Origin of the sequence: Nonomuraea sp. MTCD27 (assembly GCF_041950495.1) — a bacterium.
GTDB lineage: Bacteria > Actinomycetota > Actinomycetes > Streptosporangiales > Streptosporangiaceae > Nonomuraea.
The window spans coordinates 42,479-63,927 of record NZ_JBGNUW010000035.1 but is presented as its reverse complement, the minus strand read 5'-3'; the positions used below and the strand labels follow the sequence as shown (position 1 = coordinate 63,927).

Genomic DNA, 21,449 nt, shown 5'->3' with positions numbered 1-21,449 from the left:
CACACCGTCAACTACAAGGCAGGGGACAACGGCCGATTACTCGTCGATCGTGGGTGGTGGCTGTCGGACCTGCCCCGCCCATGTCCATCTGCCGCATGCGGGCCACCGGCCCGTCGTGGACGGCTATGGCCCCTCCGAGGCCGGCCCGCACGCAGCACGCTGGGTCACCCGCGGCCGGTGGGTCTGGAGATCGCTTAGCTCACCAACGGCGTGCCGGGCTCAGGTGCCTGCCCTTGCTGAAGTGGATCTGCTGGCTGGGCTGGCTGAGCGCGTCGGCTCTCTCTGAGGGTAGCGGTATCGAATCGGCGCAGCACGAACATGCCTACTAATGCGAGCATGCTCGGCCCAGAGAATGCCAGCGCAAGCCATGCATGCCCATTCATGCCGACGATTACGGCGGCGACTAGCATTGCGACGGCGACCCCGCATCCAATGAGAAGTCCCGTCATGAATAGCCGGTGGGATCGCTCGTCGTTCCGCTCCTGTATCTCGGCCAACGCCATACGATAGGCGTGGTCGCGAACCAGTTGGGGCTCCAACGCCTTCAGGGCTGCGCGTAGATGTTCGGGTGGGAGCTTGGTCCACTGCATGGCTATTTCAAGGCCGGTGAGTTGAGCGGTGTGCTGGTCACGGCTCATGACGCTGCACCCCCGTCCCCGCGACTGGATGCCCCTTGCGGAGCACCGGACTGATCGGGTGGCGGCCCAAGGGATCGAAAGAGAGAGTCGAGCTCTTCGGCAACTGCTGGTGCCATATCTATGGTGAGCTTGGCGTCGCTCCCGTCGTCAGAACCTGCGGCTCCCCAAATGGCGGAATAGGGCAAATTGCCTGGGCGGTGCTGAAGGTCAAAACGGATGTCTCTGTAGGCGCGAGCGGTCCATGGTCGCCTCGCGACTGTCCAGCCCACTCTGGAGGCGAACTCGTCCGCATTCATGTTTAGTTCTCGGTCGATTCTTTCTAAAAGCCAACGAATCCACCGCACAGGTGTGCTTGCAGCAAGCCAAGAAGACATGCCCATGGATGCCACGATAGCGATTGCTCGATGGGGTGGGCAGGAGCCTCGCAAGTGACGAGTGCCTACGGGGCTCACATGCGTGAGGCCCTAGCCTCGTCGATCTTTTCGAGCCGTCTAGCTCAATCATCAGCCAACCCGGAAGGTCACCGTGCCCGCCGTTGTCTCCCAGACCTACCGAATGGTTCCGGTCGATGACCTCGAACCGCACCCGGACAACCCCCACCAGGGCGACGTGGACGTGATCGCCAAGTCGATCGAGAAGAACGGCTTCTACGGCACAGTCCTGGTCCAGGCGAGCCGCATGCGGATCATCGCCGGTGAGCACCGCTGGCGCGGCGCCAAGGCCAAGTGCCTGGGCCAGGTGCCCGCCGTGATCCTCGACGTGGACGACGACGCCGCGCTGCGCATCCTCCTCGCCGACAACCGCACCGCAGAGATCGGCGGCTACGACGACCAGGCGCTTGCCGAACTGCTGCGCGGCCTCGACGACCTTGACGGCACTGGCTGGACGGAGCAGGACCTCGACGACCTGGCCGAAGCCATCGCCGTCGACGACGCGGTGGCCCTGACCAGCGAGGGCGCCCCGGCCCAGGGCGGCGGGCGCGCGGACCAGGCCGGCGCTGATGCATCCGACGAGGAGGAGCTGCCCGAACCGGGCGACGCCGAGACGCATACGCGACCGGTTGTGTGGGGCGTCGTCGTCACCTGCGACAGCGAAGCGCAGCAGGTGCAGCTCCTCAACCAGCTCGCCGGTCAGGGCTGGAACGTCCGCGCCCTGATGTAACCCCGTGCCCGCTACCCCTTGAAAGGTCGTGCTGTGCGAGCCGAGATCACCGTGTCGGCGCCGGTCAAACGGTCAGCGAGAGTGCTGCAACTCCAGGGCCTGTTCGACGTGCCCGTTGAGGAGCGGCTGAGCAACGCCTGGAACCTGGAGGTGCCGGTCGAGGATCAGCCCTGGCGCGTTGGCATGATCGTCGGCCCATCGGGGGCGGGCAAGACGACAATCGCGCGGCACCTGTGGCCCGACCACATCGCCAGCCCGCACACCTGGTCCGATGACCGGTCGCTGGTTGACGACTTCCCGGCCGACATGTCCATCAAGGACATCGTGGCCCTGCTCGGCGCGGTCGGCCTGTCGTCGCCGCCGGCGTGGCTGCGGTCCTTCCGAACATTGTCCAACGGCGAGGCGTTCCGGGCGACGATCGCGCGGGCCCTGGCCGAGTCCGGCGACCTGGTTGTCATCGACGAGTTCACGTCGGTTGTGGACCGCCAGGTCGCGAAGGTGGCCAGCCACACCATCCAGAAGACCGTACGACGTGGTAGCCGCCAGTTCGTCGCTGTGACCTGCCATTACGACGTGCTCGACTGGCTGCGGCCGGATTGGGTGCTGGACGTCTCGACGGGCTCGTTCGAGTGGAGGTCGGTTCAACCCCGGCCAGCGCTCCAGCTCGAAATCAGGCCGGTCGATGGGCAGCTCTGGTCCGTCTTCGCACGTCATCACTATCTGAGCACGGAGCTTCATCGTTCCAGCAAGAAGTTCGCCGGGTTCATCGACGGCGAGCCGGTCGCGTTCTTGGCCTACCGCCACTTCCAGCACCCCGCGACCCGCAACCTGAAGATGGAGCACAGGTTGGTGGTTCTGCCCGACTATCAGGGGCTCGGCATCGGGAGCCGCTTCTCGGAGTGGATGGGGCAGCGGCTGTACGAGGAGGGGTTCCGCTACCGGTCGGTGTCCAGCCACCCGGCGCTGATCGCCTACCGGAGCGCGTCGCCGCGGTGGCGGATGATCCAGGGCCAGAAGAAGCTCGGCACCCGCTCCAAGCACCAATGGATGCACGCGCAAACTCTCGACCCTCGCCGTCTCGGCACCGTGTCATTCGAGTACGTAGCGCCGCGCACCTAGGCAGCGAAGGCCCTCGTCCACCCGGCTGGAGCCGGCCGTAGACCGAGCGCTCCCACGGCGGGCATCGGCTCGACGGCTGGTAGGGCGTCCGTGACCAGCCAGTGAAAGCCGCCGGGCACGGCCCACCGCGACGAGCTGTTCTGGCAGACCTCGACGAGGTTCACCGACCCGAGGATCACGCCGCGCAGGAGCGGCCCGTCGAGGGCGACTCCCAGTTCCTCCATGAGCTCGAAGCCTTCGGCGTCGGTCTTGAGGCCCGCGTGGATCAGGAGCCTCCCCCGATACGGCGTGGTCCAGCTCCGGTTCTCCACGTCCTTGATGCCCGCGACGAGCAGCGCCGCCCATGGCTGCCGGACGGTCAGCATCCGCATCTGCACCCGAGAAGCGTAATAGATCAGGAGTTCCCCTCATGGTCGTCAGCAAGGCCCGCCAGGTCGAGATCTCCCAGCGTCGCTACCAGGCCGTGCAGATGCGGATCGCCGGAGTGTCACCCACGGTCATCGCCGAGCGGCTGGGGTACTCGGGCGCGGCCTCGGTGTCGAAGGACATCGATCGTGCACTGCAGAAGGCCGCCAAGCAGGAGCAGATGGCCAGCGAGCAACTTCTCAAGCTGGAGATCGACCGGCTCGACCGCATCATGGCGTCCCTGTGGCCGAAGGTCTTGAAGGGCGAAGTCAACGCCGCCGAGACCGCGCTGAAGTGCATCAACAGGCGGGCGACCCTGCTGGGCCTGGACCTGATCAACCGCAACGGCGTCGCGGACGGCGACATGGCGTCGCTCCTGGGCAACCTGCTGATCCAGATCCAGCAGCGGCACGCCCTTCCCGACCCCGACACGGACAGCATCCTCGAGGCTGAGGTGATCGGCGAGATCGAGTCGGGGGACGATCTGTGAGTACGCCGGCGCCGACGCCGCTGAACCTGTCTCCTAAGCAGTTGAGGTCGATCGGCGAGTCCACGGCTCGTCTGAACATCTGGTCGGGCGCGATCCGCTCGGGCAAGACGATCGCCAGCCTTCTGCGCTGGGTTATGTACGTCGCCAACGCACCCCGGGGCGGCTCGCTGGTGATCGTCGGCAAGACGTCGGACACAATCGCCAGAAACGTGTTCGACGTGCTCCAGGACCCCGCCATCACCGGGCCGATCGCGCGGCGGATCATCTACACGCGAGGCGCGCCGACCGCCAATATCCTCGGGCGGCGCGTTGAGATCATCTCGTCGAACGACGCCCGGTCGGAGAACCGGCTGCGAGGCATGACCTGCGCCGGGGCGTACGTCGATGAGATCACGCTGATCGAGCGGGAGTTCTGGGACCAACTCCTCGCCCGGCTCAGCGTCACGAACGCCAAGCTGTTCGGGACCACGAACCCGGATGCGCCGAACCACTGGCTGAAGCGGCAGTTCTTGGACCGCAAGTACGAGCTGGATCTGCGGCACTGGCACTTCAGGTTGGATGACAACACGGCGTTGGACCCGGCGTACGTCAAGGCGCTCAAGGCCGAATACACCGGGCTCTGGTACAAGAGATTCATCTTGGGCCAGTGGGTCATGGCCGAAGGCGCCATTTTCGACATGTTCGACCCGGACCGGCACGTCGTGGACGTGCTGCCGCCCATGGAGCGGTGGCTGGCCCTGGGCGTGGACTACGGCACGGTCAACCCCTTCGACGCCATCCTCATCGGCGTATCCATCCCAGACGACGCCGGCCAGCGGCGCATCTACCTCGCCAGCGAGTTTCGCTGGGACTCGCGCGCCGAGCGGCGGCAGCTCACCGACGCCGAGTACAGCCAGAAGCTCGGGGCCTGGCTGGACAACATCCCCGACACCTACGGCCCCGGCACCCGCGGGGTACGGCCGCAGTGGGTGGTGGTGGACCCGTCCGCCGCGAGCTTCATCACGCAGCTCCAGCGCGACGGCTTCACGCCGACCATGGGCGACAACTCGGTCAACGACGGCATCCGAACCGTGTCCAACCTGCTCGGCGCTGACCACCTGCGGGTGCACCGGTCGGTGTCCGGGTTCCTCGACGAGGTCGGCTCGTACGCGTGGGACGACAAGCGTGCCGAGAAGGGCGAGGACGTTCCGGTGAAGCTGGATGATCACGCGCTGGACGCCGCCAGGTACGGCCTGCACACCACGCAAGCGGCCTGGCTGCCGATGCTGCAGCCGGCTTACTGACCTCATGAACGCGCACCCCCGTTCTGTGGCGGGCTGAGGGTGCGCCGCTCCACACGTCCACCCGCGTGTGTCGAGCACCAGGTGCGGTCTCGGCCCCGTAGTTGAGGGGCTACCAGGCCGGGGCCGCGCCTACGCCACACCGTGCATTTCACAACGTCAGGGCCATCCGCGCCGGGTGGCCCTTCTGCATGTCCGGGAGGGCACACGATGCGGGATATCGCGCGACTGACTGAGGGAAGTCACCTTGCGGCCGGCGTGGGCCGCCACGACACCGCTCGGTGGCGCTGCCACTGGAAGCTGGAGAAGTTCCACGGCGACGACCTCGGCCCGGGCGCCGTGCCGTTCGAGGTGATCGAGCGTGAGGGCAACGCGCTGATGTACGGCGGGGTGTCCGCGCTGTGGCACCGCCTCACCGGCGGCAGCGCCGTCACCGCGTTCGACGCGACCAACGCCCGGATCGGTGTCGGCGACGGCACCGCCGTGGCGGACCCGCTCCAGATCGATCTGCAGGGCACGAACAAGGTCCGCAAGGGCATGGACGCCGGGTACCCGCAGCACACAGACAGCACCGGCGCCGCCGCGAACACGGTCACCTTCAGGGCGACGTTCTCGACGAGCGAGGCCAACTTCGCGTGGGCCGAGTGGGGCATCTTCAACGGCGCGTCCGGCGGGCGGATGCTCAACCGCAAGGTGGAGGCCCTCGGCACCAAGACCAGCGCAGCGAGCTGGGTGTTCACGGTGCAGCTTTCCCTGGTGTGAGTCACGACGCGACTGCCTGACGGGGAGGGGGCCGCTCCGTGGCGACCATCCTGGAGGACTTCGAGGACGCAGCCCTCAACCTCACCATCACAGGAGACTGGGCGAGGACTCAGGACTCGGCGGCCTCGGGCTCGTGGTCGTTGAAAAGTCTCGACATCGACCATTTCGGCACGACAGAGGCCAGGGTTGCCGTCCCAGCCCAGGCGACGACTCTCACCTTCAATTACCGAGTCTCCACTGAGGCTGATTGGGACGATTTCTACGTCCTGATCGACGGGACCGAGGCGTTCCCAGCCCTCTCGGGCAACATCCCATGGACGCAGACCACGATCAACGTGACCGGCGCGTCCGAGGTGACGTTCCGCTTCACGAAAGACGATTCGGTCAATGACCCGCTGGGCTACGACGCGGTCTGGATCGACAACCTGTCGTTCAGCGTCCCGGACACGGGCACGCCCAAGAGCGCCACCGACAGCGGCACGGTCGTCGAGACGGCCAACGTCGCTCAGGTGCCGGAGATCGCCAAGGCCAGCACCGACACCGGACGACTCGTCGAGGCGCGATGGGTCGGCGAGCCCCAAGCTACTGCCACGCCGCCGTCGATCCGCTCGACCTCAACCGGGGCATCCGGCTCGGCGAGCTACAACGTCACCGCGCCCGCCGGTGTGGTCGCGAATGATGTGCTGCTTGCGATCCAGGGGGCGGACCGAGGGTCCACCGCGAACATGACGACCCCGACCGGCGGCAGCGCATGGCAACCGCTGGACTCGCTGGACGGGACCAGCGAACTGGGCATCATCCAGGCGGTCCGAGTCTGGTGGAAGCGCGCCGGGTCGTCCGAACCGACCTCGTACGTCTTCGCGCAAAACGGCGGCTCAGACGGCACCTGCTTGATTGTGGCCATCAAGGACGCATCGCTGACGGCCGCCCCGAAGATCATGCGTTCGACGGACGGCACAGGCCTGAACGTCACGACGCCAGGCATCACCCCGGACTCAGGGAGCAGCCTGGAGGTCCGGCTGGTCGCGGCGTACGCGCTCGGTACCGCCATGACCTTCGCTCCGCCGACCGGGCTCACTCCGCTGACGAGCGTCCAGTCGCGCGTGTACACCGTTCTGACGGCGGCGGCCCGTGCTCTGCAGTCCAACGCGGCCACCGCCCCGGCCAACTTCGTGGCTTCAGTCGATGAGGTGGAGTGGCGGGCCGGCTACACCTTGGCCATCGCTCCGGCGGTCACCGGGCCTCCGCAGGAGACCAAGTCGGCGGCCGACACGGGGGCTGTGGCCGAGTCGTCTGCGGTCACCGTACTGCCGGACGGCGTTCCCAAGGCGGCCAGCGACGCCGGATCCCTGTCCGAGGTGGCAGCGGCCACGGGCTGCATGACCTTGTCGGACACGGCCGCGCTGGCAGAGGCCGCGGCCATCGCGGCCGCGCCGGCTGGTGCCGATCAAGCGTCGCTGATCGAGACATCCATGCTGGTGGTCGGCTGGTCAGGCGCGGACCAAGGGGTCTTCGCCGAAACCGCCCAGGTGGACGTCCAGGTGACGATCGGCGACAGCGGCACGCTGGCCGAATCGGTGGCCATCGCCGAGACGATCGGCCCGATCGCCAGCGACCACGCAGTGCTGAGCGAGGTCGCCGCGCTGGCGGTGGAGACGACGACCGGGGACATCGGCGCGCTGACAGAGGTCGCAGACGTGGCCGTCCTCAAGCAGGCCAGTGACTCCGGGCAACTCGTCGAGTCGGTCGCGCTGGGCCTGGCGTCGGCCGACAACGCAACGCTCGTCGAGACGGTGCAGGGCGAGGCAGGTATCACGGCCAGCGACAGCGCGGTCATCGACGACCAGGCCGTGGTCGAGGCGCCGCGATCCGGGACTGACTCGGCGGTCCTGATCGAGACAGCCGCGGTGACAAGCCTGGGCCGGGACATCACCGGGCTTGGCCCGATCTATCGCCGCTGGTCGGCGGGTTCCCCGTACCGCAGGTACTCCGCTGGTGAACCCCGCCGCGACTGGGGCGCAGGCTCACCGCGAACGTAGGGAGGACCGCCCCATGGAACCAATTTCCTCCCTTAGCCGGGAGTTTCTGTACATCCCCGTTAGGGGCCCGTCCGGTGGTGAAGGCGTCGAAGTCGCCTTCACCAACGAGGACGGCGAGCCGACCGAGACGGACTGGCACGACGCGACGTGGGACAACCACAGCGCCGCCGGGGCCGACGCGAAGATCCTCGTCGGCCCCGGCGGCGACGGCGCGGTGGCGCTCCCCGAAGGCACCTACCGGGCGTGGGTTCGGGTGTCTGCCCTCGTCGAACAGCCAGTCCTTCCCGGCGGACTTGTCCCTGTCATCTGAGGAGACCCATGCTTCGCATCCCAGCCACCGGCGACATCGTCCGCTACCGCAGCAAGCAGGGCCTCCACGCTCTGCGCGCGGCGATCGTCACGGCGGACACGATGACTCTGGATCCGGAAGGCGTCAAGGTCGGCGCGGTGCCCCCGCTGGACAGCGACCGCCACGTCCATCTGTGGGTGTTCACACCTGGCCAGCTCGGCGGATTCCACGAGTTCAACGTCGCGCCAGGCGACGCCCCAGGCACCTGGCACTGGCCGGTGACAGCCGGATGAGCAACCAGACGATCACCTGGCGACAAGCCGCGGCCCACGCCGCCGCAGTCCTGGAGCGCGCCGACTGCGAGCCCAATCCGGACATGGTCGAGGCCAAGGTCTCCATCGCCGAGGGCTGGACCAGCCTGGCCGTCGCCCTGTCGGAGATCGAGAAGACATGAGGAGGGTGGCCGATGCCGCTTCCCGAGCGTAATCAGGAGTGGCCGCCGCCAGCGATCCGACAGGAGATGCGGCTCTACGACACGCACGGCGCCTGGTACGCCGGTGACCCGGACAAGCTGGCGCAGGTGTACGGCGGCAACCGGGCAACGCCGGCGGTGGGGATGGACCCGAAGGGGTGGGACAGGCCGATCAGCCGCGCGGGCGGATATCTCGGCCGGATGGTCCGATACTTCTGGGGCACGCCGACACCGGCCGCGCAGTCACGGGCGACGAAGCTTCACGTTCCGCTCGCCGCCGACATCGCCGCCACCTCGGCTGACCTGCTGTTCAGCGAGCCGCCGACGCTCAAGCTGAAGGGCAAGAAGGGACAGCAGCGGCTCGATTCGGTGCTGCACGAGGCCGGCGTGTACGGCAGCCTGCTGGAGGCCGCTGAGCTGGCCGCCGCGTACGGCGGCGTCTACCTCAGGGTGGGCTGGGACACGACGATGGCTGACCATCCGGTCGTGGATGCGCTGCCGCCGGACGCCGCCGTGCCCGAGTTCCACAACGGCCGGCTCAAGGCGGTCACGTTCTGGCGGGTCGTGTACGAGGACGACCGGTCGGGCGAGGTGTGGCGGCACCTGGAGAAGCACGAGAAGGGCCGCGTCTACCACGGCTTGTACCTGGGCGATGAGGACCACCTGGGCAAGCAGATGCCGTTGGAGGATCACCCGGCGACCGAGGAGTTCGCGCCGCTGGTGGACGAGGACGGCGGGTTCGACAGCGGGTACGAGCGTGGCCTGCTGGTCGAGTACATCCCGAACATGAGGCCGCACCGCCTGATCCGGGGCACGGCGATCGGCCGCTCGGATTATGCGGGCGTTGAGCCGTTGATGGACTCGCTGGATGAGACCTGGACGAGCTGGATGCGGGACCTGCGGCTCGGTAAGGCCAGAATCATCGTGCCGGAGGTGTACCTGACAACGGCTGGCCGCGGGCAGGCCGCGTCGTGGGACCCAGACCGGGAAATTTACAGCCCGCTGGGCGGCATGCTGCCGTCTCCCCAGAACCCCGGCAGCATGATCACCCTGTCGCAGTTCTCCATCCGAGTGCAGGAGCACGCGGAGACGTCAAAGCACCTGGTGGAGCAGATCGTGCGCGGCGCCGGGTACTCCGTGCAGAGCTTCGGTGAAGCTGGCGACGGGCAGGCCCGTACCGCCACTGAGATCCACATGCAGAAGCACCGGTCGTACAGTACGCGGGGCCGGAAGATCGGCTACTGGACACCGCGCTTGGCCGGGTTGTCGGAGGCGATGCTGGCCGTCGATCACGCGGTGTTCGGCACGAAGGTTGTCGCTGAGCGCGCGGTGGTTGAGTGGCCGGACGGCGTCATGCCGGACCCGGAGTCGATGGGCCGCACCCTGGACATGCTGAACAGGGCGCAAGCCGTCAGCCTCGACACGAAGATCAGGTGGGTACACCCCGACTGGGATGACGTCCAAGTCGAAGCCGAGAAGAAGCGGCTGCGTGACGAGCTGGGGCTGAACGTGCCGGATCCGGCGACGCTGGGCGAGACGTGGATTCCTGACGCGACCGGCGAGGACTGATGGCGATCACTCCAGCCGCCGCGATCGAGGAGGGTCTGGAGCAGGCGCGGAAGGTCGCCGCCATGTACGCCGACGCTGAGATAGCCCTGCTGGAACGCATCGCCGCGCGTGTCGGCAAGGACCTCGACAACGACGACGGCGACGACTGGGCGGACAAGCGGCTCGCCGAGGTGGCCCAGCTCCGCAAGGAAGCGGAGTCGATCGTCCGTCGTCTGGAGTCGGCCGCGAAGGCTGCTGCGCAGGCGGCGGTGCTGGACACGTGGGCGGAAGGCATGGACGCCGCGGTGCGCGGTGCCGTGCTGCAGGTCCACGACCGAAAGGTCCGCAAGCGGCTGGAGCGGGTGCTGCAGGACGCGAAGAACCTCGGCGCGAGTCGGGGTATCGACGCAGGCCAGGGCGTTGCCGAGCTGGCCGCGCAGAGCATCCGCATGGTCACGTCGGTGCATGAGGGGGCGCTGCGCGCGGTGGAAGGCATCTACCGCAACGTCATCGCCGAGACGGCCAGCCGAGCGCTGATCGGCGCGGAGACCCGGCGGGAGGCCGCGCAGCGAGCGCTCGACCGATTCACGGCGGAAGGCATCAAGGGGTTCACCGACTCGGCCGATCCGCCTCGGACCTGGAGCATGGCCAGCTACACCGAGATGGCCATGCGGACGGCTGTCGCGCGAGCGGCGGTGGACGGGCACCTGTCCACGTTGCGCGATGCCGGAATCAACCTGGTCAGCGTGTCGCGGCTGCCGTACACGTGCGACCGGTGCTCCCGCTGGGAGGGCGAGGTGCTTGCCCTGTCCGGGGCGGCGGGGACGCGCGTGGAAGAGAACCCGGCCACGGGCGTGCAGGTGTTCGTGCAGGTCGCCGGGACTGTCGCGGACGCCCGGCTGGCGGGGCTGCTACACCCGAACTGCGGACACTCGCTCAACGCCTACCTGCCGGGCGTGTCGAGGCCGGCGCCCGTCGTGCAGTCGAAGACCAGCTACGAGGACTCGCAGCGGCAGCGCTACCTGGAGCGGAAGATCCGGGAGAACAAGCGCCGCGCGGCGGTCGCGCTCGACGACGACGCCCGCGCGAAGGCGAACGCCAAGACGGCCGGCTACCAGCAGCAGCTCAAGGGCCTGACGAAGGAGACAGGGCTGCGGCGCAAGAACGACCGGGAGAAGGCCGATGCTCCGCCCGCGGACCTGGGGAAGCTGACCGACAAGCAACTCGCCGACCTGGCTAGCAAGTTCGTTCACGACGAGCAGGCGTTGGCCCGGCTTGAGCAGGAGACGAAGCGTCGCGACGAGACCGCGGCCAAGGCCGAAGAAACCAGCTCGGGCGCATAGACGCGCCTTCCACGGGCCCGCCGGGCGCGGGCCCTTCCCATGTTCCGACGACACGCTCCAGGAGGGCGATCTCGTCATGCCTGAAAACACTGTGCCGACCACCGATGGAACCGGCGAAGGCCAGCCGCAGCAGGAGGAGCAGAACCCTCCGGCTGGGGCCGAGGTCACGCCGCCCGAGCCGGCGGCCGACGACACCGCCGTCAACCCCGACGCCAAGCGCGTGGACCAGCTCCCCCCGTGGGCGCAGAAGCTCATCAAGGACACCCGCACGGAGGCGGCCGACTGGCGGTCCAAGCTGAAGGACGCGCAGAAGGCCGCCGACGAGGCGACCGCCAAGCAGGGGCCGTCTCCCGAGGAGATCACCGAGAAGGTCAAGACGGACTTCGCCCAGCAGATCGCTAAGGCCTTGGGCCTGGTGTCTGAGGAGGAGAAGCCGATCGACCCGCAGAAGGTGATCGAGACGCTGACGGCCGAGCGGGACACCACGGCTAAGGAGCGCGACTCGGAGAGGGAACGGCACCGCCGCGCCCTGATCGAGCTTGCGGTCCACCGCGCCAGCCAGAAGGTCGGCGCAGACCCGGACGCCCTGCTCGACAGCAGGTCGTTCTTGAAGGCGGTCCGGGACATGGACCCGGACGCCGACGACTTCTCCACCAGCCTGGCCGAGACCATCCAGACGGCGGTGGAGAACAACCCCAAGTTCAAGGCGGCCACCCAGGCGGGGCCGCCCGCGCGCTCGGGAGGCGAGTTCACCGGCGGGCCTGGTGGGCGACCCGTGAATTCCGAGCCCTCCATCGACGAGTTCCGCGCCAGGCGTAAGAAGCGCGCCTCGTCCTAGCTGCTGATTGCGGAACCGCAATTAGCTTCCTGAAGAGGTGAAAGGCCCGAATGGCTAACACTTTTCTGACCCCCAGCATCATCGCCAAGGCGGCGCTGGCCACGCTCTACGAGACCTGTGTCATGGCGCAGCTCGTTCACCGCGACTATGAGCAGGAGTTCGTGTCCCGCGTGGGCGACACGATCTCAGTGCGGAAGCCCGCAGTGTTCCAGGCGAACGAGTTCGACCGGGCGCAGGGCATCCAGATCCAGAACGCGTCCGAGGGCAGCGTGCCGATCACGCTGAACCACTTCGCCGACGTGTCCTTTGCCGTGACGGCGGAGGAGCTCACGTTGGAGATCGAGGACTTCGGCACGCAGCTCCTCAACCCGGCGATGGAGGCGATCTCTCAGAAGATCGACCGGGACATCCTGAGCCTGCGCAACGACATCGTGCAGCGTGTGGGCGTGACCGACGCGACGGTGCCGGGCGTCCCCGGCAAGGTGATCCACGAGTACTCCGACCCGAAGACGGCAATCGACGCCAGGCGCGTGCTGAACCAGAGAAACGTCCCGGCTGCGGACCGGTACCTGGTCGTCGGCCCGGAGATCGAGGCGCTCTGGCTGTCGGACCCGCTGTTCCACCAGGCGGACACAAGGGGCGACACGGACGGTCTCCGCGAGGCTTCGCTTGGTAGGCGCGTGTTCGGTCACGATGCCTTCCAGACGCAGAACATCGTGGCCCCGCCGACCACGCCCCCGCCCGCGACCGGTGCGCCCAACACCGAGATCGGTGTGGCCTTCCACAAGACGGCCTTTGCCTTGGTCACCAGGCCCCTGGTCCTCCCGCAGGGCGCAGCTAACGCGGCCGTGGAGAGCTACAAGGGCTTCGGCGTCAGGGTGGTCATGGACTACGACATCAAGGCCAAGCAGGACGTGGTCTCAGTGGACTGCCTCTACGGCGTCAAGACTCTCGACCCCAACCGCGCCGTGCTGATCCACGGAGTCGCGGCGTGACCTGGGCCCGTTTCGGCGACGTCATCATCCCGCTCTCGTCGGTCAGCATCATGAGGATCCAGACCGCTCCCGACAGCAAGTGGTGCGTCGAGGTGAGCTTCTACCAGGGCACCTACCTGTCCAGCGTTCAGACGCCCGCCTTCGCGACGAAGCCCGAGGCCGAGCGCGTGGCCGAGCGGATCGCGCACGGCACGTACTGGGAGGGCGTGTGACGTTCGTCTACCGCAACTCCAACACCGGGCAGGTGGTCCCGCTCGAACAGCGAGACCCCTGCCTGGACATGTTGGACAACTGGCAGATCATCGGCGGGCCCGACCGCGCCGACGCGCCCGGCCCGGCTTCGGCCGGGCTGGCCCGCCCGTCCGAGCACGACAACAAGGCCGCGTGGGTCGAGTACGCGGTCGCCTGCGGCATGTCCGAGAGCGACGCCAAGTCGCTGTCGAAGGCCGCTCTTATCGAGGAATTCGGGGAGGGCGACGATGGCGAGGACTGATCTGGCCGTCCGGCCCATGCCGCGCATCGGCGTGGCGCTCGGCGTCGGCCTGGTCGTGGCCAACGTGGACGGCAACGCCTTCGACCACACCGACCGGCGCATGCTGCTGATCAAGAACAGCAACGGCGCGCCCGCGACGGTGACCGTGCAGATCCCGGCGACGGTCGAGGGCCAGGAGGTGGAGGACCTGCCGGTCACCATCCCGGCCAACGACAGCGTGCTGCTGCCGCCGTTCAGCGCGGTGTACCGGCAGGAGAACGGCAAGGTGTACATCGACTACGCGGCCCCGGCCGGCCTCACGGTCGGCGTGCTCGAACAGCCGGTGTAGCCATGGCGTACGCAACCGCTGCCGACTTCACGGCATACAGCGGCCAAGCCGCGCCCGACGACATCGACCGGCGGTTGGAGCGTGCGTCTGATCGCATCGACGAGATGCTGTTCGCCTCGATCTACCCGACCAACGACGCCGGCATGCCGACGCGGCCGGAGGACGTCGAGGCGATGAAGCGGGCGACGTGTGCGCAAGTCGCGTACACGATCGCCGTGGGCGATGAGTTCGGCGTGGCGGCAGCCTTCAAGTCCGTCAGCATCGGTTCGGTCCGGCTGGACCGCGGCGGCTCTGGAGATGCGCCGCCCGCCCGGTACTCCCCGGACGCGTCGTCGATCCTGCAGCGGGCGGGGCTGCTGCCAGGCTACATCCTCGACGGGAGCGTGTGGTGATGCTGCCCGAGTGGCTGCTGCGTCACAGGGCGATCATCGAACCGTTCCAGGGGGACGGGGCGTACGGCCCGGTGTTCGGGCCGCCTGTCGAGTCCCGCTGCCTTGTTGACGACGAGCGGCGCCTAGTGCGTGATGCGCAGGGCGCCGAGACCGTCTCCGACACCACCGTGTTCTTCCCCCCGGGCACCACCTGCCCGGAGGGCAGCAGGGTCACCGTCAACGGGCGGCAGACCACCGTCATCACGTCTTTCTCCCGCGACGGCGGCGGATTGCCGACGCCGGATCATGTTGAGGTGGTATGCCGCTGATGGCGAAGCGCACGTGGGATCCAAAGATCAGTGGCGAGGAGATCACCGCTGAGGTTCGGCGTGCGGCTGCGCGCGGCCTGCGTCTCGCGACCGAGCATGTGCTGTCGGTGTCCAACCAGCGGGTGCCGCACGACGTGGGGGACCTGGAGCGGTCTGGCGCGACTGTCGTTGACCGGGAGGACCTGGTCGGCGTCATCTCGTACGACACCCCGTACGCGCGGATTCAGCACGAGAACCTCGACTACCAGCACAAGCCCGGCCGCACGGCGAAGTTCCTGGAGCTCGCGCTTCAGGAAGAGGCCGAGACGGTCAAGCTGATGCTCGCCCGGCAACTCCAGCAGGTCTTCAAATGAGCTGGACGCGTGACCTTCTGACCGGGTTCGCGGTCCTGTTGAGCGAGGCTGGCGTGGCCACGTGGAACCCGCACGGCATCTACACCGACAGCCAGACAGCGCTCACGATCGGCGGTCTACCGGCCAAGCCGGACACCGCGATTGCGCTCGCCGTGTACGGCGTGGGCCAAGCTGGCGACGACGTTGAGCAGCCGGACTCCAGCGTGCAGATGCAGGCCCGGTTCCGCGCCAAGACGGACCCTCGGGTCGTGGACGACCTCGCGGACGGCGTGTTCGACGCGATCCACGGCCTGGCCAATTACACGCTTTCAACGGGCGTGCTCGTGCTGCTCGCGCGCCGCACGCTGATCGCCCCGCTCGGCCGCGACTCCAGCGGCCGATGGGAGCGGGCCGACTCCTTCGACCTGATGGTTCACCGGCCGTCGCCGCATCGCGACGGGTGACCTCATCTTCTCTCTGCCGATTGCGCTACCGCAATCGGCGCTTTGACGTGCCCATTTATAGGAGTGATCATGGCGCTGCGAAGCCTGCTCGCTAAGGACTGGAAGCTCGACGTCGGGACCGGTTCCGACCCGGAGAACCCGACCTGGCTCCCCGTGCGGGGCCTCACCAGCTTCCAGGAGACGACCGACGACAACACCGAGGAGGACTCGGACTTCGACGACGAGGAGGGCTGGGGCAGCTCGGTCGTGACCGGCCGGACCTGGCAGATCGAGGCCGAGGGCCGCCGCAAGCGGACCGACGCCGCGGTGTTCACCGCCGACCCGGGCCAGGAGGCGATCCGGCGGGCGGCCCGCAAGGTCGGCTTCGAGGCAAACATCAAGGTCAGGTGGTACCGCCGGGACGGCGCCCCCGACGCCTACGAGGGCGTCTGCACCGTGAGCGAGTTCGTCAAGGGCGGCAGCGTGACCGACCTGGAGCCGTTCTCGTTCACCCTGCTGGGCCAGGGCGCCCCGGTCGAGATCGAGAACCCGGTGGCCACCCCGTGACCGAATTCCAGGACCTCGACGAGTTCTTCGACGACACCCTGCGGCTGCCCGTGGGCGGAAAGACCTACGTCATTCCCGCCCCCGACGCCGAGGTCGGCCTACTGTGCCAGCGGCTCATGCACGCCAGCCTCCAGGCCGAGCAGGGCGAGACGGTGGACGACCCCAAGCTCAACGAGCTGGCCGAGGTCGTCCTGTCCGACGACGAGGAGCGCGACCTGTACCAGCGCATCCTCGGGCCGGTCTGGGACGAGCTGCGCGCCGACAAGGTGAAGTGGCCCCGCATCCAGCACGTCGGCGCGACCGCGCTGGTGTGGGTCGCAGCCGGTAAGGAAGCCGCCGCGAAGATCTGGGCCTCGGGTGGCGCGGGGGAAGCCCCGGCCCCGAACCGGGCGACCCGCCGAGCGACAGCGGCGGCGGCGACCTCGACCCGATCTCGGGGCTCCGCGACTACTACGAACCGGACGACGGCCTCTCGGTCTCGAAAGGCCGCACCGTCTCGTGGCACGACATCCTGACGCGCTGGGCGCTCGTCGAGCCGGACCTGCACGAGGTGTACGGCCTTGACCTCGGCGAACCTGGCGTGCTGCGCGCCCGCTCGTGGCGGTGGCTGCGGACGCGGGTGCACGGGCTGCTGACGTGTGACTCGCGGCTGGCCCGCGCGCTGGACCCCGGCGAGGGGCGGCATTGAGGCAGCGCGTCCTCGCGCAGCTTCCGGCCGCTGGCTTCACCCCGTTCGAGACCCACAGGAGGTGAAACCGTGGCGCTGAACGTTGGCGAACTCTTCGCGACCATTGACGTGAAGGACCGGGGCACGAGCAAGGTCAACCGGTTCATGGCCTTCATGCGTGACGCCGCGAAGAAGCTCGACATCGACGTGGGCAAGCTCGCCAAGTCGGCCGGCTCGATGGGTGCCAAGGCCACTGCTACGGCGCTCCAGATGTCCTCGATGGCGGCCACAATGGCGGCGACTGCGCAGGGCGCGGTCGGTCTGGTCGCGGCCCTGGCCCCAGCAGCGGGCATCGTCGCTGCTCTGCCGGGCGCAATCGCGCTCGGGCAGGCGGCGCTGGCTACGCTCAAGATCGCCCTGGCTGGCGTAGGAGACGCCTTCTCCGCAGCGCTGGGGGATGACCCGAAGAAGTTCGAGGAGAGCCTGCAGGGGCTCTCACCTGCGGCGCAGGCCGCCGCGCGCGAGCTGCACTCCGTCAAGCCCGCGATCGACGGGCTTCGGTCCGCCGTCCAGGACGCCTTCTTCGCGCCGCTGGCCGGGCAGATCCAGGCCGTCGCGGACGCTGTGGTTGGGCCGCTCCGGTCCGGCATGCAGGGCGTGGCCAGGGAGTTCGGTCTGGCGGGTGGCGAGGTGGCGCGGTTCGCCTCCTCGTCAGCGACGGTGTCAGCGACAACGAGCATCTTTGGCTCGCTGCGTTCGGCGGTCGCTGCCCTGCAGCCCGCGATCCAACCCGTGCTGGCCGGCTTCCGCGACATCGCCGTGGTGGGTGCGTCCTTCTCGGCCGGGCTGACCCCCGGTATCGCTTCGGCGGCCCAGAAGTTCGGAGAGTTCCTATCCACCGCAGCTAACAGCGGTAGCGCACTTAGCTGGATGCAGGGCGCGCTGGACGTCTTCAAGCAGCTCGGCCAGGTCGGCGGTGACGTGATCGGCATCGTCAAGTCGATCTTCTCGGCGATGTCCTCCGGCGGGTCCGGGGCGCTGGGAGTGGTCGGCCAGCTCCTTGATCAGCTCAACGCGTTCTTGGTGAGCGCGCAGGGCCAGCAGGCGCTCGTCGCGATCTTCACGGCGTTGTCGCAGGTCGGCAGCGCCTTGATGCCGATCTTTCGGGCGCTTGGAGGCGCGCTGGCGCAGATCGCGCCGCACATCGGCGCAATCGCGACCGCGCTGGGTCCCGGGCTGGCTGCCGCGGTCTCGGCGCTCGGGCCGGCTCTGGCCGCCCTGGGTCCTGGGTTGACCATGGTCGCGAGCATGCTCGCACAGGCGTTCGCATCACCCGAGCTGCAGTCCGGGCTGCTCATGCTCGGGCAGGGGCTCTCCGCGGCCTTGGCTGCGGTCGCCCCGCTGCTACCTGTGGTAGCGCAACTAGCGGGCATCCTGGGCCAGGTCCTCGGTATTGCGCTGAGTAATCTCTCGGCTGCGCTCGGTCCTGTTATTGCCGCCTTGTCGAGCGCCCTACAGCCCGCCCTGGCGTCCATCTCGTCTGCCTTCGCCCAGCTCGGGCCCGCCATGCAGCCCATTTATGCAGCTTTCGGGCAGATAGCGGGCGCAATCGTGCAATCCGTGCTGCCGCCGATCCTGCAATTGATCCCTTCGTTGCTGAATGGGCTAGTTCCTGCCTTTGTCGAACTGATCAATGCTGTCAATCCGCTTATTCCGCTTTTGACCGATTTGCTGGTTATGGCGATCAAGGACATCCTGCCTGCGGTCGTCCCCGTCATCCCGATCGTGACTCAACTCGGCGTCGCCTTCGTGCAGATGGGCGCCAAGGTGGCCCAGATCGTCGCGCAGATCAAGCCCGCCATCGAGGCCGGCGTCGCGATCTTCCGCTGGATGTACAACATCCTCGTCGGCAATTCGATCATCCCGGACATGGTCAACGCCATCGGCACGTGGATCGGCACGAAGTTGATCGGCTGGTTCTCCGCGCTGCCCGGCAAGATCAAAAACGCGGTGTCGTCCATAGGCCCGACCATGGCGGGCATCGCCCAGGACGTCGTGTCAGGCTTCTGGAACAAGCTCCAGTCGCTGGCCAGCGGCCTGTACAACAACGTCCGGAACTTCTTTTCCAACATCGTCAAGAGCGCCAAGGACGCCCTCGGCATCAAGTCACCGTCGAGAGTGTTTGCCCAGATCGGCGCCTTCATGATGCAGGGCATGTCGCTCGGCGTGGATAGATCCCGTGGGGTCGTCATGTCCTCCTTGAAGAAGGTGGCCACGCTCGCGACACGGACGGCGATGCCCGACATGTCGGTGCCTGGTGTGACCGTCCCGGATGGGATGGGCGGCGGACGCGCCTTGTCGCGGACGGTGGTCAACGTGACGAACCACTACCCGCAGGCCGAACCCACGAGCGTAAGCGTGAACCGCAGCCTGCAGTACGTCGGCGCGATGGGAGTGATCTGAGGTGCCGAGCTACTCACTCGACGGCGTGCCGCTGGACCACCCGGCCGGCTGCTGGCGAACCAAGAAGGGGACACAGCGCAGGCCCTTGCCCGGCGCGCGGGCCGTGAAGGTCAGCGTGCCGGGCCGGCACGGGGACATCCCAGTCGTCGGGCTCGACCTGGAGGCCACGACGTTCGGCCTGACGCTCAAGGTCACGTCGGCCACCCCTTCGGGGGCGGACGGCGGCTACGAGCAGATGGAAAGGAACCTGGAGGCGTTGAGCGCGCTCCTCGGCACGCGGCATCGGCTGATGAAGCTGCGGTACCAGGCCGGCTCGCTCGTCCGCATCGCCGACGTGACAATCACCGCCACCAGCGAACCAGAAGTCAACACCGGCGCCGCGACCGCCCGCATCACAGCCGTGGTCGAGGTGCCAGGCGTGCTCTGGCGGGACGAAGCCGAATCCACCTGGGCAGGCGCACCCAACGAGCTCGCCCAGGCCGTAACCCCGCTCGCGGGCGCGACCGGGCCGATCGTGGACGCGCTGCTGCGCTTCACCGGCCCAGCCGTGCAGCCGTCCATCGGGGACGTCGCCACGGGCGGCTGGGTGCTCCGTCCGGGCGGTCTCCTGGCGGGGGAAAGACTGCTGATCGACTGCGGCCGGATGCAGGCCGCAGTCGTCACCTCCGACACCTGGGACCTGACTGCAGGGGATGACGTGACCGGGGAGATTGACGCGATTGGTCCTGGCTCGCAGTTCAGGTGGTTGCACCTGACGCCGTCCGTCGCCGTCGCTGATCCGTTCTCCCGCGCGGTGCTGGTCTCTACCTCGGCGACGAGCACGGACGCCTCCTCCAAGGTGGAGATCAGGGCCCGCCGCGCCTACCTCTGACCGGCCCGCGCGCGGCTCTGCTCGACGGCGGCCACCAGCGGTTGCACGAGCAGATCGACGTCATCGGCGTCGAGCTCCGGCGGCCACACGGCCGGGATCATGATGCGACCGCGCGGAGTGCCATGGAGATCGATGAGGGGAATGTGAAGGGAGGCGATCAAGATTCACCGCGACATCCTTCACAGAGCTCGTCGTCTCCGATCGGCAACGCCTCGAGCGCGACTTGCATGCTTGCGGGATCCCGTATCAGGCCAGGATGCTTTGTGAGGTAGATTATCTCACGATTGGTTAAGGTGCGAAAATTAAGTACGCCGTTAAATTTGATCACTAGCATAGAGCCAACGAGACCGCATGCTGTATCTGTGTTGTCGAGGGCGGCGATCAGCTTGCTTGCTGCCTCTGCATGTACAACGTTATTGTTCGCCTGCTGTTGCTGTAAGGGGAGTTGGGCGGCTACGCGCATTGCGTCGCTAAGCTCTTGTGCGCTTTGACTCCGAGTCCAGATTCGAAAGCGCTGGAAGAATGACCCTTTCAAGGGTGGAAAATATTCGGCCTCCCCATATTCCTCTGCTAGGTCGATCATTGCTTGCTGGATTGCTAAAGGGTCACCGTCTTTGACGTACAATATCATTGGGGTGGGCATGGGGATATCGATAGCCCGAGGAAGCGAGATTTCTCTTAGTGCCTGTAAAAACTGACCCTCAATAGAGTTTTCCGGTACTGGTGTCGGTGTTGGCCTGGATGTGTCTACCGGATGGCGCGATGCTTTCTGATCACTGCGATCTAGCGCGCCGACTAGATACAGCAATACAGATACCCGTATGTGTATTTCGCGTAGTATCTCGTTTAAGCGGACGTGGTTGTTCTTGGCGTACTTGATGCCGTACTCCGCCAGCTCGCGGACGCCTTCATCGAGTGCCCGTATATGAGTAAAGGCATCTTTCTCGGGGGCACGTGAAAGGTGTAGCTCGATGTAGTCGAATTCTTCAGGTAGTGGCTCCAGGTAACGACCAATGTAGGGATCGAGGTTGTTCAGAAGCTGTCGGACGCTGGCGAGCAACTGGTGAGATGATTCCATGGTTAATCCCTGCTTGTGAAGTCTGCTGCGCATCAGGCGAAGCGCAGGAGACTCGTTGGCTGATGTATAGCTAAGCCAAATCCTTTGTTTTGGGCCGACGTAATTCCGCATTATGGCTAGGGAGTAAT

28 protein-coding genes are annotated in these 21,449 nt (G+C 67.2%); 25 read left to right on the top strand and 3 right to left on the bottom strand.

The genetic code is table 11. The annotated features are described in order from the left end of the window. Window positions 1–194: 194 nt before the first annotated feature. Window positions 195–638, bottom strand: coding sequence for a hypothetical protein (locus ACBJ59_RS57050; RefSeq protein WP_375118359.1), 444 nt, complete (start codon window positions 636–638; stop codon window positions 195–197). Between the two features lie 555 nt (window positions 639–1,193). Here ACBJ59_RS57050 and ACBJ59_RS57045 point away from each other — a divergent pair. After that, entirely contained in the window at window positions 1,194–1,799 is a 606-nt protein-coding gene (locus ACBJ59_RS57045; protein ID WP_375118358.1) for a ParB/RepB/Spo0J family partition protein, read from the top strand. 150 nt (window positions 1,800–1,949) lie between these two features. Next, window positions 1,950–2,918 carry a GNAT family N-acetyltransferase gene (locus ACBJ59_RS57040; protein WP_375118357.1) on the top strand — a complete coding sequence of 323 codons (969 nt, stop codon included), beginning with the start codon at window positions 1,950–1,952 and terminating at the stop codon, window positions 2,916–2,918. Here ACBJ59_RS57040 and ACBJ59_RS57035 read toward each other — a convergent pair. Beyond that, a complete protein-coding gene (locus ACBJ59_RS57035; RefSeq protein ID WP_375118415.1) occupies window positions 2,915–3,289 on the bottom strand; it encodes an ASCH domain-containing protein in 375 nt (124 codons plus the stop codon). The two genes, ACBJ59_RS57040 and ACBJ59_RS57035, sit on opposite strands and share 4 nt — an antisense overlap. Before the next feature lie 38 nt (window positions 3,290–3,327). Here ACBJ59_RS57035 and ACBJ59_RS57030 point away from each other — a divergent pair, with 38 nt between their 5' ends. The 23 genes from ACBJ59_RS57030 (at window position 3,328) to ACBJ59_RS56920 (ending at window position 20,243) form a co-directional block, all read left to right on the top strand. After that, a complete protein-coding gene (locus ACBJ59_RS57030) occupies window positions 3,328–3,813 on the top strand; it encodes a hypothetical protein (protein ID WP_375118356.1) in 486 nt (161 codons plus the stop codon). Beyond that, window positions 3,810–5,096 carry a PBSX family phage terminase large subunit gene (locus ACBJ59_RS57025; RefSeq protein ID WP_375118355.1) on the top strand — a complete coding sequence of 429 codons (1,287 nt, stop codon included), beginning with the start codon at window positions 3,810–3,812 and terminating at the stop codon, window positions 5,094–5,096. Before ACBJ59_RS57030 ends, ACBJ59_RS57025 begins: the two co-directional genes overlap by 4 nt. 255 nt (window positions 5,097–5,351) lie before the next feature. Next, on the top strand, window positions 5,352–5,855 hold the full coding sequence (locus tag ACBJ59_RS57020; RefSeq protein WP_375118354.1) for a hypothetical protein: 504 nt from the start codon (window positions 5,352–5,354) through the stop codon (window positions 5,853–5,855). A 38-nt stretch (window positions 5,856–5,893) separates the two neighbouring features. Beyond that, window positions 5,894–7,894, top strand: coding sequence for a hypothetical protein (locus ACBJ59_RS57015; protein WP_375118353.1), 2,001 nt, complete (start codon window positions 5,894–5,896; stop codon window positions 7,892–7,894). 13 nt (window positions 7,895–7,907) lie between these two features. Beyond that, complete coding sequence (locus ACBJ59_RS57010) at window positions 7,908–8,204, top strand: hypothetical protein (RefSeq protein WP_375118352.1); 297 nt, start codon at window positions 7,908–7,910, stop codon at window positions 8,202–8,204. 8 nt (window positions 8,205–8,212) lie between these two features. Continuing rightward, window positions 8,213–8,476 carry a hypothetical protein gene (locus ACBJ59_RS57005; protein ID WP_375118351.1) on the top strand — a complete coding sequence of 88 codons (264 nt, stop codon included), beginning with the start codon at window positions 8,213–8,215 and terminating at the stop codon, window positions 8,474–8,476. After that, entirely contained in the window at window positions 8,473–8,637 is a 165-nt protein-coding gene (locus ACBJ59_RS57000) for a hypothetical protein (protein WP_375118350.1), read from the top strand. Before ACBJ59_RS57005 ends, ACBJ59_RS57000 begins: the two co-directional genes overlap by 4 nt. A gap of 12 nt (window positions 8,638–8,649) precedes the next feature. Further along, window positions 8,650–10,224 carry a phage portal protein gene (locus ACBJ59_RS56995; RefSeq protein WP_375118349.1) on the top strand — a complete coding sequence of 525 codons (1,575 nt, stop codon included), beginning with the start codon at window positions 8,650–8,652 and terminating at the stop codon, window positions 10,222–10,224. Beyond that, window positions 10,224–11,546: a phage minor capsid protein gene (locus tag ACBJ59_RS56990; protein ID WP_375118348.1), complete on the top strand. Its 1,323-nt coding sequence runs from the start codon at window positions 10,224–10,226 to the stop codon at window positions 11,544–11,546. Before ACBJ59_RS56995 ends, ACBJ59_RS56990 begins: the two co-directional genes overlap by 1 nt. 76 nt (window positions 11,547–11,622) lie before the next feature. After that, on the top strand, window positions 11,623–12,384 hold the full coding sequence (locus tag ACBJ59_RS56985) for a hypothetical protein (RefSeq protein WP_375118347.1): 762 nt from the start codon (window positions 11,623–11,625) through the stop codon (window positions 12,382–12,384). Between the two features lie 50 nt (window positions 12,385–12,434). Further along, on the top strand, window positions 12,435–13,379 hold the full coding sequence (locus ACBJ59_RS56980) for a P22 phage major capsid protein family protein (protein WP_375118346.1): 945 nt from the start codon (window positions 12,435–12,437) through the stop codon (window positions 13,377–13,379). Next, complete coding sequence (locus ACBJ59_RS56975) at window positions 13,376–13,591, top strand: hypothetical protein (protein ID WP_375118345.1); 216 nt, start codon at window positions 13,376–13,378, stop codon at window positions 13,589–13,591. The genes ACBJ59_RS56980 and ACBJ59_RS56975 overlap by 4 nt, the downstream gene beginning before the upstream one ends. Then, the gene (locus tag ACBJ59_RS56970) at window positions 13,588–13,872 is read left to right on the top strand and encodes a hypothetical protein (RefSeq protein WP_375118344.1); all 285 of its coding nucleotides are present in this window, start codon (window positions 13,588–13,590) and stop codon (window positions 13,870–13,872) included. Before ACBJ59_RS56975 ends, ACBJ59_RS56970 begins: the two co-directional genes overlap by 4 nt. Beyond that, complete coding sequence (locus ACBJ59_RS56965; RefSeq protein WP_375118343.1) at window positions 13,859–14,200, top strand: hypothetical protein; 342 nt, start codon at window positions 13,859–13,861, stop codon at window positions 14,198–14,200. The genes ACBJ59_RS56970 and ACBJ59_RS56965 overlap by 14 nt, the downstream gene beginning before the upstream one ends. A gap of 2 nt (window positions 14,201–14,202) precedes the next feature. Continuing rightward, the gene (locus ACBJ59_RS56960; RefSeq protein ID WP_375118342.1) at window positions 14,203–14,592 is read left to right on the top strand and encodes a hypothetical protein; all 390 of its coding nucleotides are present in this window, start codon (window positions 14,203–14,205) and stop codon (window positions 14,590–14,592) included. Next, window positions 14,589–14,900: a hypothetical protein gene (locus ACBJ59_RS56955; protein WP_375118341.1), complete on the top strand. Its 312-nt coding sequence runs from the start codon at window positions 14,589–14,591 to the stop codon at window positions 14,898–14,900. The genes ACBJ59_RS56960 and ACBJ59_RS56955 overlap by 4 nt, the downstream gene beginning before the upstream one ends. Next, entirely contained in the window at window positions 14,900–15,253 is a 354-nt protein-coding gene (locus tag ACBJ59_RS56950; protein ID WP_375118340.1) for a hypothetical protein, read from the top strand. Before ACBJ59_RS56955 ends, ACBJ59_RS56950 begins: the two co-directional genes overlap by 1 nt. Then, window positions 15,250–15,696, top strand: coding sequence for a minor capsid protein (locus ACBJ59_RS56945; protein WP_375118339.1), 447 nt, complete (start codon window positions 15,250–15,252; stop codon window positions 15,694–15,696). Before ACBJ59_RS56950 ends, ACBJ59_RS56945 begins: the two co-directional genes overlap by 4 nt. 69 nt (window positions 15,697–15,765) lie before the next feature. Further along, the gene (locus ACBJ59_RS56940) at window positions 15,766–16,242 is read left to right on the top strand and encodes a phage tail tube protein (RefSeq protein WP_375118338.1); all 477 of its coding nucleotides are present in this window, start codon (window positions 15,766–15,768) and stop codon (window positions 16,240–16,242) included. Continuing rightward, window positions 16,239–16,757, top strand: a complete 519-nt coding sequence (locus ACBJ59_RS56935; RefSeq protein WP_375118337.1) for a hypothetical protein — start codon at window positions 16,239–16,241, stop codon at window positions 16,755–16,757. The genes ACBJ59_RS56940 and ACBJ59_RS56935 overlap by 4 nt, the downstream gene beginning before the upstream one ends. Window positions 16,758–16,792: 35 nt before the next feature. Beyond that, window positions 16,793–16,930 (top strand): hypothetical protein, encoded by a 138-nt coding sequence (locus ACBJ59_RS56930; RefSeq protein WP_375118336.1) that lies wholly within the window; start codon window positions 16,793–16,795, stop codon window positions 16,928–16,930. 69 nt (window positions 16,931–16,999) lie between these two features. Continuing rightward, on the top strand, window positions 17,000–19,372 hold the full coding sequence (locus tag ACBJ59_RS56925; protein WP_375118335.1) for a hypothetical protein: 2,373 nt from the start codon (window positions 17,000–17,002) through the stop codon (window positions 19,370–19,372). 1 nt (window position 19,373) lies between these two features. Then, complete coding sequence (locus tag ACBJ59_RS56920) at window positions 19,374–20,243, top strand: hypothetical protein (RefSeq protein ID WP_375118334.1); 870 nt, start codon at window positions 19,374–19,376, stop codon at window positions 20,241–20,243. A 157-nt stretch (window positions 20,244–20,400) separates the two neighbouring features. Here ACBJ59_RS56920 and ACBJ59_RS56915 read toward each other — a convergent pair whose 3' ends face one another. Continuing rightward, window positions 20,401–21,354, bottom strand: coding sequence for a hypothetical protein (locus ACBJ59_RS56915; protein ID WP_375118333.1), 954 nt, complete (start codon window positions 21,352–21,354; stop codon window positions 20,401–20,403). Window positions 21,355–21,449 lie beyond the last annotated feature (95 nt).

What these genes read in the sequence shown, in the direction of transcription:
- ACBJ59_RS57050 (WP_375118359.1), bottom strand. Translation starts at nt 638, where the DNA reads ATGAGCCGTGACCAGCACACCGCTCAACTCACCGGCCTTGAAATAGCC.
- ACBJ59_RS57045 (WP_375118358.1), top strand. Translation starts at nt 1,194, where the DNA reads ATGGTTCCGGTCGATGACCTCGAACCGCACCCGGACAACCCCCACCAG.
- ACBJ59_RS57035 (WP_375118415.1), bottom strand. Translation starts at nt 3,289, where the DNA reads ATGCGGATGCTGACCGTCCGGCAGCCATGGGCGGCGCTGCTCGTCGCG.
- ACBJ59_RS57030 (WP_375118356.1), top strand. Translation starts at nt 3,328, where the DNA reads ATGGTCGTCAGCAAGGCCCGCCAGGTCGAGATCTCCCAGCGTCGCTAC.
- ACBJ59_RS57010 (WP_375118352.1), top strand. Translation starts at nt 7,908, where the DNA reads ATGGAACCAATTTCCTCCCTTAGCCGGGAGTTTCTGTACATCCCCGTT.
- ACBJ59_RS57005 (WP_375118351.1), top strand. Translation starts at nt 8,213, where the DNA reads ATGCTTCGCATCCCAGCCACCGGCGACATCGTCCGCTACCGCAGCAAG.
- ACBJ59_RS57000 (WP_375118350.1), top strand. Translation starts at nt 8,473, where the DNA reads ATGAGCAACCAGACGATCACCTGGCGACAAGCCGCGGCCCACGCCGCC.
- ACBJ59_RS56995 (WP_375118349.1), top strand. Translation starts at nt 8,650, where the DNA reads ATGCCGCTTCCCGAGCGTAATCAGGAGTGGCCGCCGCCAGCGATCCGA.
- ACBJ59_RS56990 (WP_375118348.1), top strand. Translation starts at nt 10,224, where the DNA reads ATGGCGATCACTCCAGCCGCCGCGATCGAGGAGGGTCTGGAGCAGGCG.
- ACBJ59_RS56985 (WP_375118347.1), top strand. Translation starts at nt 11,623, where the DNA reads ATGCCTGAAAACACTGTGCCGACCACCGATGGAACCGGCGAAGGCCAG.
- ACBJ59_RS56980 (WP_375118346.1), top strand. Translation starts at nt 12,435, where the DNA reads ATGGCTAACACTTTTCTGACCCCCAGCATCATCGCCAAGGCGGCGCTG.
- ACBJ59_RS56965 (WP_375118343.1), top strand. Translation starts at nt 13,859, where the DNA reads ATGGCGAGGACTGATCTGGCCGTCCGGCCCATGCCGCGCATCGGCGTG.
- ACBJ59_RS56960 (WP_375118342.1), top strand. Translation starts at nt 14,203, where the DNA reads ATGGCGTACGCAACCGCTGCCGACTTCACGGCATACAGCGGCCAAGCC.
- ACBJ59_RS56950 (WP_375118340.1), top strand. Translation starts at nt 14,900, where the DNA reads ATGGCGAAGCGCACGTGGGATCCAAAGATCAGTGGCGAGGAGATCACC.
- ACBJ59_RS56945 (WP_375118339.1), top strand. Translation starts at nt 15,250, where the DNA reads ATGAGCTGGACGCGTGACCTTCTGACCGGGTTCGCGGTCCTGTTGAGC.
- ACBJ59_RS56940 (WP_375118338.1), top strand. Translation starts at nt 15,766, where the DNA reads ATGGCGCTGCGAAGCCTGCTCGCTAAGGACTGGAAGCTCGACGTCGGG.
- ACBJ59_RS56915 (WP_375118333.1), bottom strand. Translation starts at nt 21,354, where the DNA reads ATGCGCAGCAGACTTCACAAGCAGGGATTAACCATGGAATCATCTCAC.